The 14,472-nt window shown below is 60.0% G+C and carries 12 protein-coding genes; 6 read left to right on the top strand and 6 right to left on the bottom strand.

Annotation, left to right across the window (positions count from 1 at the left end; genetic code table 11):
* The first annotated feature begins 154 nt into the window (after nucleotides 1–154).
* From cobG to KW840_RS10940, 6 genes are all read left to right on the top strand, one after another.
* A complete protein-coding gene (gene cobG / locus KW840_RS10965) occupies nucleotides 155–1,462 on the top strand; it encodes a precorrin-3B synthase (RefSeq protein WP_218495531.1) in 1,308 nt (435 codons plus the stop codon).
* Nucleotides 1,455–2,081 carry a precorrin-8X methylmutase gene (locus tag KW840_RS10960; RefSeq protein WP_057712171.1) on the top strand — a complete coding sequence of 209 codons (627 nt, stop codon included), beginning with the start codon at nucleotides 1,455–1,457 and terminating at the stop codon, nucleotides 2,079–2,081. The genes cobG and KW840_RS10960 overlap by 8 nt, the downstream gene beginning before the upstream one ends.
* Nucleotides 2,081–2,812, top strand: coding sequence for a precorrin-2 C(20)-methyltransferase (locus KW840_RS10955; protein WP_218495530.1), 732 nt, complete (start codon nucleotides 2,081–2,083; stop codon nucleotides 2,810–2,812). Before KW840_RS10960 ends, KW840_RS10955 begins: the two co-directional genes overlap by 1 nt.
* Nucleotides 2,812–4,518 (top strand): precorrin-3B C(17)-methyltransferase, encoded by a 1,707-nt coding sequence (gene cobJ / locus KW840_RS10950; RefSeq protein ID WP_218495151.1) that lies wholly within the window; start codon nucleotides 2,812–2,814, stop codon nucleotides 4,516–4,518. The genes KW840_RS10955 and cobJ overlap by 1 nt, the downstream gene beginning before the upstream one ends.
* Before the next feature lie 213 nt (nucleotides 4,519–4,731).
* Nucleotides 4,732–5,547, top strand: coding sequence for a hypothetical protein (locus tag KW840_RS10945; protein ID WP_371318454.1), 816 nt, complete (start codon nucleotides 4,732–4,734; stop codon nucleotides 5,545–5,547).
* 55 nt (nucleotides 5,548–5,602) lie between these two features.
* Nucleotides 5,603–6,331: a hypothetical protein gene (locus KW840_RS10940; RefSeq protein WP_218495150.1), complete on the top strand. Its 729-nt coding sequence runs from the start codon at nucleotides 5,603–5,605 to the stop codon at nucleotides 6,329–6,331.
* Nucleotides 6,332–6,398: 67 nt separating this feature from the next.
* Here KW840_RS10940 and KW840_RS10935 read toward each other — a convergent pair whose 3' ends face one another.
* The 6 genes from KW840_RS10935 to dusB form a co-directional block, all read right to left on the bottom strand.
* The gene (locus KW840_RS10935) at nucleotides 6,399–6,995 is read right to left on the bottom strand and encodes a MarC family protein (RefSeq protein WP_057712167.1); all 597 of its coding nucleotides are present in this window, start codon (nucleotides 6,993–6,995) and stop codon (nucleotides 6,399–6,401) included.
* A gap of 65 nt (nucleotides 6,996–7,060) precedes the next feature.
* Nucleotides 7,061–9,838: a hybrid sensor histidine kinase/response regulator gene (locus KW840_RS10930; protein WP_090452913.1), complete on the bottom strand. Its 2,778-nt coding sequence runs from the start codon at nucleotides 9,836–9,838 to the stop codon at nucleotides 7,061–7,063.
* Nucleotides 9,839–9,938: 100 nt separating this feature from the next.
* On the bottom strand, nucleotides 9,939–11,234 hold the full coding sequence (purD, locus tag KW840_RS10925) for a phosphoribosylamine--glycine ligase (protein ID WP_090452915.1): 1,296 nt from the start codon (nucleotides 11,232–11,234) through the stop codon (nucleotides 9,939–9,941).
* Nucleotides 11,235–11,383: 149 nt separating this feature from the next.
* Entirely contained in the window at nucleotides 11,384–12,991 is a 1,608-nt protein-coding gene (gene purH / locus KW840_RS10920; RefSeq protein WP_218495149.1) for a bifunctional phosphoribosylaminoimidazolecarboxamide formyltransferase/IMP cyclohydrolase, read from the bottom strand.
* Nucleotides 12,992–13,073: 82 nt separating this feature from the next.
* A complete protein-coding gene (gene fis / locus KW840_RS10915; protein ID WP_015093301.1) occupies nucleotides 13,074–13,394 on the bottom strand; it encodes a DNA-binding transcriptional regulator Fis in 321 nt (106 codons plus the stop codon).
* Complete coding sequence (gene dusB, locus KW840_RS10910) at nucleotides 13,391–14,401, bottom strand: tRNA dihydrouridine synthase DusB (RefSeq protein WP_150813557.1); 1,011 nt, start codon at nucleotides 14,399–14,401, stop codon at nucleotides 13,391–13,393. The genes fis and dusB overlap by 4 nt, the downstream gene beginning before the upstream one ends.
* Nucleotides 14,402–14,472: the final 71 nt, after the last annotated feature.

Below are 14,472 nucleotides of genomic sequence, written 5' to 3'. Positions count from 1 at the left end.
TGAAGTTGATTCTTGCTGTTTGCAAGCGAAGCAACGTTATGTCTGGATCGAGAGTATTTCGTCGTCAAGCCGCTTGGGCTTTTCATCAGACCGCCCAAAGCAGGCATAATGCTGTCCTTCGTCTTGTACCGGTCGTCCTGTGAAGTCACGTCAGATACCCAACCGCTTGCGCCCTTCCGCCTGTCCCGGGTTGTTGCGTGTCGTCCAGGCATTGGACGGTGGTATTTGCCGGATCAAACTCGACGGTGGCGCCATCCGCGCGCACCAGGCAATCGCTGTGGCCGATGCCTCCGAGCGATATGCCAGCGGAGCGATCGAGGCGACCAACCGGGCCAACCTGCAGATCCGCGGCATTGGCAACGAACAAGCGGCGTTGATCGACAGCCTGCTGGCCGCCGATCTGGGGCCGCGTACGGCGGCTGGCGACGATGTGCGCAACCTGATGCTCAGCCCCGGTGCCGGGATCGATCGGCGCATGCTGTTCGACACCCGCCCGCTGGCCGGGCAGATCCTCGCCACACTGCAAAACCAGGAAGCGTTCCACGACCTCAGTGCCAAGTTCGCCGTGCAGCTTGATGGCGGTGAAGACCTGACGATGCTCGAGCATCCCCATGACCTGTGGCTCTCGGCGTTTGAACAAGACGGCGAGCGACGGCTGGCGTTCGGTCTGGCGGGATGTCCGACGGACAGCCCCGCCGGTTCGGTTGCACTGGCTGACGGGCACGCGCTGGTAGTCGCGGTCCTTGAGTTGTTCCTTGAACTGGCGCGCCCCGAGCAGACGCGAATGCGCCATTTGCTGGCCGAGTACCCGATCGGGGGCATTGTGCTTCGACTGGCTGAGCGAGTGCCGCTGCAGGCCGTTATCGGTTGGCAACGGGTTTCGGGCTCCAGTGATTTGCACATGGGTGCCCATCCCCAGGCCGAGTCCGGTGTTGTCTATGTGGGAGCCGTCCCGCCGCTGGGGCGACTCGATCCGGCGATGCTGCGGGGTGTGGCACAACTGGCGCGGGAGTTCGGTGATTCCAGTCTGCGCTTCACGCCTTGGCAAAGCCTGCTGTTGCCCAATGTCCGCACGGAAAACGCCGCTGAGGTCATTCGGCAATTGCAATGTCTGGGCTTGCAGTGCGAAGCCGATCTGCCATTGTCCCGGTTGATTGCCTGCACCGGCTCAAACGGCTGCGGTAAAAGCCTGGCCGAGACCAAGGGTGATGCCTTGCAACTGGCGACATTGCTGCAACGTCACGGACAAACGCCGAGTGTCCATTTGAGCGGGTGCGCGCGCTCCTGCGCCGCCGCGCATACGGCGCCCGTCACATTACTGGCCGTCGCCCACGGTCACTACGACCTCTATTTTCGCGATGCAGCGCTGCCGGGTTTCGGCGCGCTGCACGCACGCAACCTTACTATTGAAGCGGTCGCGGCCCTGCTCGACGCCCGCTCACGGAGCCCCCTTGATGCTTGATTACATCCGCGACGGTCAGGAGATCTATCGCAACTCCTTCGCGATCATTCGCGCCGAGGCCAACCTCGACCGAATCCCGGACGATCTGGAGAAACTCGCGGTCCGTGTCATTCACGCCTGCGGCATGGTCGAGGCCATCGACGGCCTGCAGTTTTCCGAAGGTGCGGGCAAGGCCGGGCGTGATGCCCTGGCGGCCGGCGCGCCGATTTTGTGCGATGCGCGGATGGTCTCCGAAGGCGTGACCCGTGCGCGGTTGCCGGCGAACAATCCGGTGATCTGCACCTTGCGCGACGAGAGTGTTCCGGAACTGGCTCGTGATTTGGGTAACACCCGCTCAGCCGCTGCGCTGGAACTGTGGCGCCCGCATCTGGAGGGTAGCGTGGTGGTCATCGGCAACGCTCCGACGGCACTGTTTTACTTGCTGGAAATGCTTGACGCCGGTGCGCCAAAACCGGCGCTGATCCTCGGTTTTCCGGTGGGCTTCGTCGGCGCCGCCGAATCCAAGGCCGCGCTGGCGGCTGACAGCCGTGGAGTGCCTTTTGTCATCATGCAGGGTCGCCTGGGCGGTAGCGCCATGGCCGCCGCCGCCGTCAATGCCCTCGCCACGGAGATCGAATGATGCAGCAACCTGGACGTTTGATCGGCCTCGGCGTCGGTCCCGGTGATCCGGAACTGATTACCGTCAAGGCCCTGCGCTTGCTGCGCGAATCCCCAGTGGTGGCGTACTTCGTGGCCAAGGGCAAGAAAGGCAACGCTTTCGGCATCATCGAGGCGCATCTGCAGGAAGCGCAGAATTTGTTACCGCTGGTGTACCCGGTGACCACCGAAGCCTTGCCGGCACCGTTGTCCTACGAGCAAGTGATCAGCGACTTCTACGATGACGCAGCCGACGAATTGGCGGCGCATCTCGATGCCGGTCGCGACGTGGCGGTGATCTGCGAGGGCGATCCGTTCTTCTACGGCTCCTACATGTACCTGCACGACCGGCTCGCCGAGCGTTATCAGGCCGAAGTCGTGCCCGGTGTGTGCTCGATGCTCGGCGGGGCCTCGGTGCTCGGTGCGCCGCTGGTGTATCGCAATCAGAGTCTGTCGGTGTTGTCCGGTGTATTGCCGCATGACGAACTCAAGCGTCGCCTGGCCGATGCCGATGCGGCGGTGATCATGAAGCTTGGGCGCAACTTTCCCAAGGTTCGCCAAGTGCTGGAAGAACTCGGCCTGGCCGAGCGCGCGTTGTACGTCGAGCGCGCGACCATGGCCAATCAGAAGATCGTGCCGCTGGATCAGGTCGAGCCGATGTCCTCGCCGTACTTCTCGTTGATCATCGTTCCTGGTGAAAGGTGGCAAGGCTGATGACCCGTCCAGTTCCGGCGATTGTCATTCTTGGCAATGGCAGCCTCGCCACCGCGCGTAGTATTCAGCAGGTGTATCCCGACGCCCTGATCCATGGCTTGGCCGAACGGGTCGAAGGTGCGGATCGGGCCTATCACGAGTTCGGTGCGACCCTGCGCGAACTCTATCAACAGGGCACGCCGATCATTGCTCTGTGCGCGGCCGGGATCGTGATCCGCACGCTGGCGCCCTTGTTGCTGGAAAAAGGCGCCGAACCACCGGTATTGGCGGTAGCCGAAGACGGTAGCGCCGTGGTTCCACTGCTGGGTGGTCTTGGTGGGGTAAATGTGATGGCGCGGGAGATTGCCGCCGCGCTGGAAGTCGCGGCGGCGATCACCACCAGCGGCGAGTTGCGTTTCGGCACGTGCCTGCTCAACCCGCCCAGTGGCTATGCCCTTGGTGATCTGGAGTTGGGCAAGCGTTTCGTTTCCGATTTGCTCGCCGGCGAAACGGTGCGCATTGAGGGTGAGGCTCCGTGGCTGGCACACGTGCAGTTGCCTGAGAATGAGCAGGCGCGGCTGACCGTTCACGTCGGCCATACCGAGCGCGAGCCAGCCGCCAACGAATTGCTGATCTATCCACGCAACGTGCTGGTTGCCGTCACGGGCGAATCGAGCAATGTGTCGGGGACCATTCGCGAGGCTTTGCATCAGGCCGGAATCGCCGTGCAATCGATGGCTTGCCTGTTGGCCGCCGACACCGAAATGGCCAGCTCCGCGCTGCGCGAAGTTGCGCTTGAGCTGGGTGTGCCATTGCGTTTTGTCAGTGCTGCAGGTGCGGCCAGTGAACTGCTGCGGCATGCCATAGCGCAGCCTGTCTCCATCGTTGGTGATGACACTATTGCCATTGCGGTCGCCGAGCAGCCGCTGGACCCCTTGCAGATCGGCCGCCCTCGCGGGCGCCTGGCGGTGATTGGTCTCGGGCCGGGCGCTGCCGAATTGATGGTGCCGGCGGTGAAGGCGGAACTGGCTCGTGCCAACGATGTTCTCGGCTACGAGACCTACGTGCGCATGGCCGGGCCGTTCCGGGCTGATCAGATCCTGCACTGCACCGATAACCGTGAAGAAATGCAGCGCGCCCGTCACGCCTTTGAACTGGCTGCCCAAGGTCGGTCGGTGGTGGTGGTGTCGTCTGGCGATCCGGGTGTCTTCGCCATGGCAGCCGCTGTGCTTGAGGCGCTTCACGAGTCTAGCGATGCCATCTGGCACAGCGTCGATCTTGAGATTTTGCCGGGTGTCTCTGCTTCGTTGGCAACGGCTGCCCAGGCCGGTGCGCCCTTGGGGCATGACTTCTGTGTGCTGTCGCTGTCGGACAACCTCAAGCCTTGGTCGATCATTGAAAAACGCCTGGATCTGGCCGCTCAAGCCGATCTCGCTCTGGCCTTTTACAACCCGATCTCACGTTCGCGGCCGTGGCAATTAGGGCGGGCGCTGGAGATTGTTGGCCAGCATCGTGAACCGGCCACTCCGGTTGTGTTGGGGCGGGACATCGGCCGTCCGGGTCAGACCTTGCGGGTGACAACACTCGGTCAACTGAGTGTCGATCAGGTGGACATGCGGACCATGGTACTCATCGGCTCTTCGACAACGCGCGTGATTCCTCGCCTCGATGGCAGTACGTGGGTGTACACGCCGCGCAGCTATGGCGATAAGCTCACCCCCCTATAACAGTCAGTATTTTTTAGTTATTGGATAAAACCGGATCGTCATAGGTTAATGACGGTCCGGTTGTCTTGCGTGCTTTATTTGTATGTGCTCTTAGTAAATATTGATTGAGGTACATATGTTGTATTTAGTCGCTGTTGATAGTCTGGATAGGGCAGGTTAGATTCAGGGCGCTCCCGGATGGGGCGCTTATTAATATATAAAGGAGTATTGTTTGTGGATGATTTTGAGAGTGCGGTAAGTGTTTCGCAACGCGTTGACTTTGTAAGAAAGTGCATTCAGAAGCGTAAAGTTGCCTTGGCTGGCAGGCCGCGTGTAAGGTCCTTGGCTTTGTCGATTGCATCGAGCCCTACAAAGGAGCTCAACGCGGTGGTACTTGGCAACAGTCTAGTCGGGTACGGAGACAAAATAAGTCTCGAGAACATGGCGATTGTTGAAAACTTGATCACCATGTCGAAGATGGAAGCAACTTACGAGGTTTCTGATAGTAAGGATCCCAAGGCTTGGTACCATGCGTTTACAAAGTGCATGGAGGATCTTGGATGTTTCGTGCCGGATAAAGGCTATTCAAAATACAGCGCCACTTCGCTTAAGGTAACGATGGATAATGTCATGGTCGATATTATTCAGGCGGCCGTCGAAGCCGCAAAGGCTGCAATTCCAGGGGCATCCGTGCTCAGTGCAGTGACCAGTTCTACATTGGATGCATTGAAGAAAGAGCCTGAGGCGATCAACCTGTTGAATCTTGAGTCGAAGAATGCCGAAGGCGTGCGCTTGTCCACTATTCCCTGCGAACAAATGGCAAACGGAATTATCCTGATTGCGATAGGCGCGGTTGATCATCAGGGTGGGGGGAAGGACGGCGGCTTGCTGTTTGTTGATTGGAAGACGTCCTCTCTGGATATTTTTCACGGAAAGTCGTTCATTACTTTCAATCCCGTCCGTTATGCGGAAATCAAGTCGGATATCGAAGAGTATCTTGGCGTCCACCGAAAGGAAGTTCTGGTCAAGCGTTTCAGCCGGCGCAAGTGAAGGGGCAAGGCCAGAGGCTTTGTGTCTCTGGCCTTCTTGAAAAAAAGGAAAGCGTATGGCGTATTCCGTATTGATAAATTCAGGCAGCGTTTTGCTGTTGTCGACGTCGTTGTCGGCTGCAGTCGGGCAGGACGCCCTTGACACTATTTTATTTGCGCAACTCGCGGCAGAGGAAGATTTTCCAGGCGGCAGGAACCACGCTCAATGGACCGATGTATTTGTGGATACGCTGGTTGCCTGTGGTTGGAAGTTCCACGATCAAGGGAGAACTTCGGGAATGTTCCCGGTTGCAGGTGTTACGGTTTTCTCAATACAGGACGCTGTCCATGCGGCCTTTCAATCAAGTCTGTCCGCTGAGCAGATCGTGCTGACGGCAAGTGCTTTGCGCAGGGTCGCGCAATTGCCGGAGACGTCGGTGGCAGCCGGTGTTTTCCGTGGGCAATCGATCATGACTGTCGAGACTGAATCGGCGAGCACGGCAGGTCATTACGCCGGCAACCGTCATCATCGCGTGAGAGTGCTGGCAGGCGTTGTCGAGGCTGATGGCTTCCTGACGTTGGCTTCGGTGTTTTTTGAAACGGGTCAGCCGATAGATCGCCAGTTCATCAGGCAGGATTTTGCCTTGAGTCGCGTTGTGGGAGGTGTGAGCACTTCGTTCCTTCATTCGCGGTTTTCGGTCGACGAATACAAGGCATTCAGAGAAGACACAGTGCTGTGGTTAGGGTCGCAACGACAGGCACTGTGCATCAAGGTCAGCGAGCACGCTGTGCAGTCTCCTCGTTGATTGATGCCGGTTTTCCGACACCGCTCAAGGGGAGACCGAGAACAAGAACGGTGAGAGACATGACGGGCTAAGGAAGCAGGTAGCCCCTGACCCCGGTGAAGATGATCTGTGCCGCCAGTGCACACACGAACAACCCCATTAATCGGCTGACGATCTGTAACCCCTGGTCGCCGAGAATCCGTTCGATGCGGCTGGACAAGAACAGCACGACGCCCACGGTAAAACTGGCCAGAGCAATGCCGACAATGGCCGTGAGCTTGTCGTCCCAGTGCGGCTGGCTCACGCCCATCACCAGCAAGGCACCGATGGTGCCGGGGCCGACTGTCAGCGGGATGGTCAATGGAACGATGGTGACATCCTGCTGCACATTGTCGGTCTGTACCGCCGATTTGCCTTGCGCCATGCCCAGCGCCGAGATGAACAGCACACTGCCGGCACCGATACGAAAGGCGTCCACGGTAATGCCGAACACACTGAAAATCACTCGGCCGAACAAGTACAGCAGAACGCTGGAGACCAGGGTGGCGACCGCTACTTTCCAGGCCAACCGACGCTGTTCCTTGCGCGAATAACCACGGGTCAGGCTGATGAAGCAGGACAACACGAAGAATGGGCTGTAGAGCACCAGCATCTTCAGATAAACGCTGAACAACACATGGAGCATGGTGCCGGGCTCACTGGTGAGGGAAGTCGAGGGGGAGTCTATCAGGGGTTGCGAAGTCTGTCGGCTCAGGACGTTGGGGTCGTCGTGCGTTTCTGCTGATCACGCTGGGCGACCCAGTGTTCGATTAGTTCGCGCAACTGCGACAGTTCCACCGGCTTGGCCATGTGTCCGTCCATGCCAGCCTGGCGCGCACGCTCTTTGTGTTCGGCAAGGATATGGGCGGTCAATGCCACCACAGGGGTGCGAACCCGCTGGTTGCCGACTTCCCAGGCACGCAATTGCTGGGTGGCCGAGAAGCCGTCGAGGATCGGCATTTCGCAGTCCATCAGCACCAGGTCGTAACGCTGGGCTTTCATCGCCTGCAGGGCTTCTTCGCCGTTGCAGGCGGTATCCGGTTGCAGGTTGAGCTTGCTCAGCATGCCGCGGATCACCTTGGTCGAGATGCTGTTGTCTTCAGCCACCAGAATGCGGAAGTCGCAGGGGACCTTGACCGGCAGCGTCGGGCCGATTGGCACGGGCTGGGTCGCGACGAGCCCTTTGTTGCGCTGGGTCAGTTCGTCGGCCAGAGTGGTCTTGAGGGTGTAGCCGGCAACCGGCTTGGCCAGGATGCGCTTGATCCCGGAGTTGCGCGCGATGATCTTGCTCGGTGCGTTGCTGATGCCGGTGAGCATGATCAGCAGGATGTCATGGTTCAGGCTCGGGTCTTCCTTGATCTTGGCCGCCAGTTGCATGCCGGTCATGCCGGGCATGTTCTGGTCCAGCAAGACTATATCGAAGTAGTCGCGCAAATGAGCCTTGGTGCGCAGCAGGGCCAGCGCCTCCTTGCCGGAAGATGCGGCGCTGACGTTCAGGCCCCAGGCGCTGCATTGCTGCACCAGCACCTTGCGACAGGTGTCATTGTCATCCACCACCAATACCCGCGCGCCTTGCAGCGGGCCGTCGAGGTCGGAGGTCGGGTGTTCGAGGCGATCCGGGTCCAGCGGCAGGGTCAGCCACAGGGTGCTGCCCTGGTTGTTGCCGCTCTTGATCCCGAATTCCCCCTGCATCAAGCGGATCAGCTGGCGGGCTATCACCAGCCCCAGGTTGCCGCCCAACTGGGTGGCCGAAAGAAAATGCCGGCTGTGCAGTTCGGCGTGCATCAGGGCGTCACGCTCTTCGGCGTCCATGGGCTCGCCGCTGTCCTGCACGGCGATACGCAGGCGTGGTTTGGTGTTGCGCTCGTCGAGCGCCACGACGATCAGGATTTCGCCTTCATCGGTTTTTTTCAGGGCGTTTTCAAGCAGGCTCAACAGCGTCTGGCGCAAGCGTGTCGGGTCACCGCTGATCACCCGCGGCACTTGCGGCTGGATGAAGCTGATCAACTCGACGTTTTGCTGCTCGGCCTTGGCGCGGAAGATGCTCAGGCAGTCTTCGATCAGCGCGTTGAGGTCGAACTGCACGTCGTCCAGTTCAATCTGTCCGGACTCGAGTTTGGAAATGTCGAGAATTTCGTTGATCAGTGTCAGCAGTTCGTTGCCGGCGCTGTGGATTGTCTGTACGTAGTCGCGTTGCTTGACCGATAGCGGTGTGCCCAGCAGCAGTTCGGTCATGCCGAGGACGCCGTTCATCGGGGTGCGGATTTCATGGCTGATTTTCGCCAGGAACTCGGCCTTGGCGTTGATCTCGGCGTTGCTGGCCGCCAGGTCACGACTGATGCTGAAGCGGTCTTCGGTGATGCGTCGCTGGCGCTCGCTCAGTGCAATGCTCATCAACAGGCCGCTGATGCAGATGAACGCCAGCAATGTGGTGATCAGGCCATGGGGTTCGATCAGGGTCAGCCCCAACAGAGCAGGCAGGATGACCAGTGTCCCGAGGTTGAACACCACCATGGCCGCCACGAAGAGGCGAGCCGGGCGATAACCTTTTTGCCAGTGATAGGCGCTGATGAACAGCATGGTCAGGCCAGCCAGGGCTACCAGGCCGTAGGTGATGAAGTTCAGCGGCAAGGTATTGACGAACAGCAGCATCAGGCTGCAGGCGGTGATCAGCACGACCTCGCCAAGCAGCAACCGGTTCAGCGGATGCGGCCCGAGCGGGGCGAAGAAGCGATAGGCAAGCATCAGGCCGCAGGGGGCAGTCATTAATAATGCCAGGTAAGCCCCCGGCGTTTGCAGTGCATGCCAGTCCGGCAGCCAGGGGCCGGCGAGATTCAGCAACAACAGCAGACTGAGCATCAACAGCCCTTCGCACGTCGCCAACCAGAGGGCGCTGTGCGAGCGGGTGTAGGCGTAGCGGATGAGGTTGTGCAGGATCAGCATGGCGATGCAACCGAACAGCAGGCCATAAATCAGCGTCTGGTTCTGGTTGGCGGCCGAGTTGATCGCTGACTGCAGGGTGATGTAGGGTCGTAACTGGTGGTCGGAGGCCAGTCGCAGGTATACGTCGAGGGGGGTGTCGCTTTGCGGCAGGGCCAGCATGAAGTCGCTGCTGGGCAATGGTCGCTCGGATTGGGGGTGTTCGTTGCCCGTGCTGGATTGATCGATCAGCTTGTCGCCGTCCAGTACGTACATGTTGAACTGGCGCAGGTCAGGTGCGAACACGCGCAGCAACTGTTCATGTTTGCCCGGTGCAAGCCTGAATCGCAACCATAACGCGCCATCGGGTTCGGCGGCGGTAATGTGGTCGAGTTCGATAGGGCTGAATTGATTGGTGTAACGTGCGGAACGGATGTCGCTCAGTTGCAGGTCGCCCTGTTCGTCGAGCAATACCGCCCAGCCACTGCCTTGCGCGGCCTGGGCCGGTAGCATGCAGAGCAAGGTCAGCAAAGTGACGGTCAAGCTTATGGCAATCCTGAGCCAGCGCACGGCGAAATCCCTTCGTTAGGTTGATGCCAGAATATAACGATGCGCGGCGCCGGAATAGCCAGGCAATAAACAGTGTTCATTGCCTGGCGCGGTGTTTACCTTATTCCTGATTTTCGCCACGCTCGCGGGCAATGGCGCGGTAGCCAATGTCCTTGCGATAGAAGCAGCCTTCCCAGTCAATCGAAGCCGCGAGCTTGTAGGCCTGCTGCTGTGCAGCGTCAACGCTGGCGCCCATGGCCGTTGCGCAAAGCACCCGACCGCCGGCCGTTACGACTTGACCGTCCTTGAGCGCAGTACCGGCGTGGAAGACTTTGCCTTCCAGTGCGGCGGCTGCATCCAGCCCCTTGATGGCCACGCCTTTGGCGTAGTCACCAGGATAGCCGCCAGCGGCAAGCACGATTCCGACGCTCGGGCGTGGATCCCATTGCGCTTCTACTTTGTCCAGCGCCTGGGCCAGAGCAGCCTCGACCAGCAGCACCAGGCTCGACTGCAGGCGCAGCATCACCGGTTGGGTCTCAGGGTCGCCGAAGCGGCAGTTGAATTCGATGACTTTTGGGTTACCAGCCTTGTCGATCATCAGACCGGCGTACAGGAAACCAGTGTAGACGTTGCCTTCCTCGGCCATGCCGCGCACGGTCGGCCAGATCACCAGGTCCATGACGCGCTTGTGCACTTCGGCGGTGACCACTGGCGCCGGGGAGTAAGCACCCATGCCGCCGGTGTTTGGCCCGGTGTCGCCGTCGCCGACGCGTTTGTGGTCCTGGCTGGTGGCCATCGGCAGGACGTTCTTGCCGTCGACCATGACGATGAAACTGGCTTCTTCGCCGTCCAGGAACTCTTCGATGACCACGCGCGAACCCGCATCGCCAAAGGCATTGCCCGCCAGCATGTCGCGCACGGCGTCTTCGGCTTCGGCCAGGGTCATGGCGACGATCACGCCTTTACCGGCGGCCAGGCCATCGGCCTTGATCACGATCGGAGCGCCTTTTTCACGCAGGTAAGCCAGGGCCGGCTCGATCTCGGTGAAGTTCTGGTAATCGGCGGTCGGGATCTTGTGGCGAGCCAGGAAGTCCTTGGTGAAGGCTTTCGAGCCTTCCAGCTGCGCAGCGCCAGCGGTCGGACCGAAGCAATCCAGGCCACGGCTGCGGAACAGATCCACAACACCGGCAACCAGCGGCACTTCAGGGCCAACGATGGTCAGGGAAACGTTTTTCTCGGCAAAGTCTGCCAGTTGCTCAAGCGCCAGAACGTCGATGGCGACGTTCTCGCACTTGGCTTCGATGGCGGTACCGGCGTTCCCCGGAGCTACGAACACCTTCTGCACGCGCGGATCCTGAGCCACTTTCCAGGCCAGGGCGTGTTCACGGCCACCGCTGCCAATGATCAAAACATTCATTTCAAAAACCTCGGATGACGCAAATCTGGGAACTGTAGGAGCGAGCTTGCTCGCGATGGTGGTTAACGATAACGCGGGGTGTCTGAAACACTGTGGCGTCTAGTCGTTCTTCGCGAGCAAGCTCGCTCCTACAGGGGAATGCTGTGCTGTCAGTGACGGAAGTGGCGCATGCCGGTGAACACCATGGCGATGCCGGCTTCATCAGCTGCAGCAATCACTTCGTTGTCACGCATCGAGCCGCCTGGCTGGATCACTGCAGTGATACCGACCTTGGCCGCGTTGTCGATGCCGTCGCGGAACGGGAAGAATGCGTCGGATGCCATGACTGCACCTTGAACCTGCAAACCGGCATGTTCGGCCTTGATTGCAGCAATACGCGCGGAGTTCACGCGGCTCATCTGGCCGGCGCCGACACCGATGGTCTGGCGATTCTTGGCGTAGACGATGGCGTTGGACTTCACGTACTTGGCAACTTTCCAGGCGAAGATCAGGTCATGGATTTCCTGCTCGCTCGGTGCGCGCTTGGTCACCACTTTCAGGTCGTCGGCGCCAATCATGCCGATGTCGCGGCTCTGTACCAGCAGGCCACCGTTGACGCGCTTGTAGTCCCAGGCCGCCGCGCGGTCAGCCGACCACTCGCCGCAGGCCAGCAGGCGTACGTTGGCTTTGGCAGCGACGATGGCGCGGGCCTCTTCGCTGACCGACGGAGCGATGATCACTTCGACGAACTGACGTTCGACGATGGCCTTGGCAGTCTCGGCGTCCAGTTCGCGGTTGAAGGCGATGATGCCGCCGAAGGCGGATTCGGTGTCGGTGGCGTAGGCCAGGTCGTAGGCCTTGCGGATGCCGCCTTCGGCATCAGGGCTGACAGCCACGCCGCACGGGTTGGCGTGCTTGACGATCACGCAAGCCGGCTTGACGAAGCTCTTCACGCATTCCAGCGCGGCGTCGGTGTCGGCCACGTTGTTGTACGACAGTTCCTTGCCTTGCAGCTGGGTCGCGGTGGCGATGCCGACTTCGGCAGGCTTGGCTTCAACATAGAACGCCGCGCTCTGGTGCGGGTTCTCGCCGTAGCGCATTTCCTGGGCCTTGATGAACTGGCTGTTGAAGGTGCGCGGGAACTCGCTGCGACCTTCGGTGCTCAGGGTGTCGGCAGACTGGTTCACGGTGCCCATGTAGTTGGCGATCATGCCGTCGTAGGCGGCGGTGTGCTCGAACGCCTTGAGCATCAGGTCGAAACGCTGGACGTAGGTCAGGCCACCGGCCTTGAGGTTTTCCAGGACGCTGGCGTAATCGCTGGCGTTGACCACGATGGCCACGTCCTTGTGGTTCTTGGCGGCGGAACGGACCATGGTCGGGCCGCCGATGTCGATGTTCTCGATGGCGGTCGGCAGGTCGCAGCCTGGCTTGTTGATGGTGGCTTCGAACGGGTACAGGTTGACCGCTACCAGGTCGATCGGCTTGATGCCGTGCTCGTTCATGATGGCGTCGTCGATACCGCGACGACCGAGGATCCCGCCGTGGATTTTCGGGTGCAGAGTCTTCACCCGGCCGTCCATCATTTCCGCGAAGCCTGTGTAATCCGCGACTTCCACTGCGGCAACGCCGTTGTCCTGCAGCAGCTTGAACGTCCCGCCGGTGGAGAGGATCTCGACGCCCAGGGCTTCAAGCTCCTTGGCGAATTCGAGGATCCCGGTCTTGTCGGAAACGCTGATCAAGGCGCGGCGGATCGGCAGGCGGGTAGTCTGGTCGGTCATCTCAATTTCCATCAAAAGCAAAGGAAGTCAGCAAAAAAGGCGACCGGTTTTACGCGGGCGCCTTTCTGGTTTGATTGAATGCTTACAACAAATCGTACTGCTTGAGTTTCTTGCGCAGCGTGCCCCGGTTAAGCCCGAGCATCTCGCTGGCCTTGGTCTGGTTGCCCTTGACGTAGTTCATCACGCACTCGAGCAGGGGAGCCTCGACTTCGGAGAGCACCAGGTTGTACACATCCGTGACGGCAGCGCCCTCAAGGTGGGCGAAATAATTGTGCAGCGCCTTCTCGACACTCCCGCGAAGGGTCTGACCTTCTTCGCTTGGCGTATTGAGGTGCTGTTTCAAATTCACGTTGTCGCTCACGGGTGTTGTTCCACTCACTAAAGTCTCGGTCATCATCGTCATGCGGCCACCCACTCTCCGTCCCCTGTCAGGCTCTTGTAACGCTCGGCGAAAAACGCCCGAACGTTGGCGCATTGTGCATCCGTACCATCCAAACGATTGAAGTGGGCGCGAAACTCCCTGGCGCCCGGCAGGGTTGCGAGATACCAGCCCACATGCTTTCGAGCAATGCGTACGCCCATGACATCACCATAGAAGGCGTGCAGGGCAGCCAGATGCTCTAGCAGAATGCGTTCCACCTCGATCAGTTCCAGCGCCGGGAGTTTCTCGCCGGTACGCAGGAAATGCTCGATCTCGCGAAAAATCCATGGCCGCCCCTGGGCAGCCCGGCCAATCAACAGGCCATCGGCACCGGTCGCGTCGAGCACGTACCGGGCTTTTTCCGGCGAATCGATATCGCCATTGGCGAAGACCGGAATCGACACCGCCTGCTTGATTGCGGCAATGGTGTCGTACTCGGCTTCACCGGTGTACAGGTCGGCACGGGTGCGGCCATGCACCGCCAGCGCCGTAATGCCTGCCTGTTCGGCGATCTTCGCCACCGTCAGGCCGTTCTTGTTGTCCCGGTCCCAACCGGTCCGGATCTTCAGGGTAACCGGCACATCGACCGCAGCCACGACGGCCTGCAGGATCTCGGTTACCAGGGGTTCATCCTTCAACAGTGCGGAACCGGCAGCCTTGTTGCAGACTTTTTTTGCCGGACAGCCCATGTTGATATCAATGATCTGCGCACCCATTTCAACGTTGGCACGTGCGGCGTCCGCCAGCATCTGCGCGTCCCCACCGGCGATCTGTACCGAGCGTGGCTCGGGATCACCTTCGTGGATCATGCGCATGCGCGACTTGCGGGTGTTCCACAAACTCATGTCGCTGGTGACCATTTCCGAGACGACCAGTCCCGCGCCCAAGCGCTTGCACAGCTGACGAAAGGGCTGGTCGGTGACACCCGCCATGGGGGCGAGAATCAAGCTGTTATGTAATGTGTATGGGCCGATGCGTACCGCCGACATAGGACTTCCCTGTTGTGGGGCCGGATCATGAGAGTTCGAAAAAGGGTTGGCATGATACCCGCTCTCGATGA

The sequence above is a fragment of the Pseudomonas sp. PDM30 genome (assembly GCF_019218985.1).
GTDB classification, from domain to species: Bacteria; Pseudomonadota; Gammaproteobacteria; order Pseudomonadales; family Pseudomonadaceae; genus Aquipseudomonas; species Aquipseudomonas jessenii.
The sequence above is the reverse complement of the archived record's forward strand: the minus strand, read 5'-3'. Positions and strand labels throughout refer to the sequence as shown.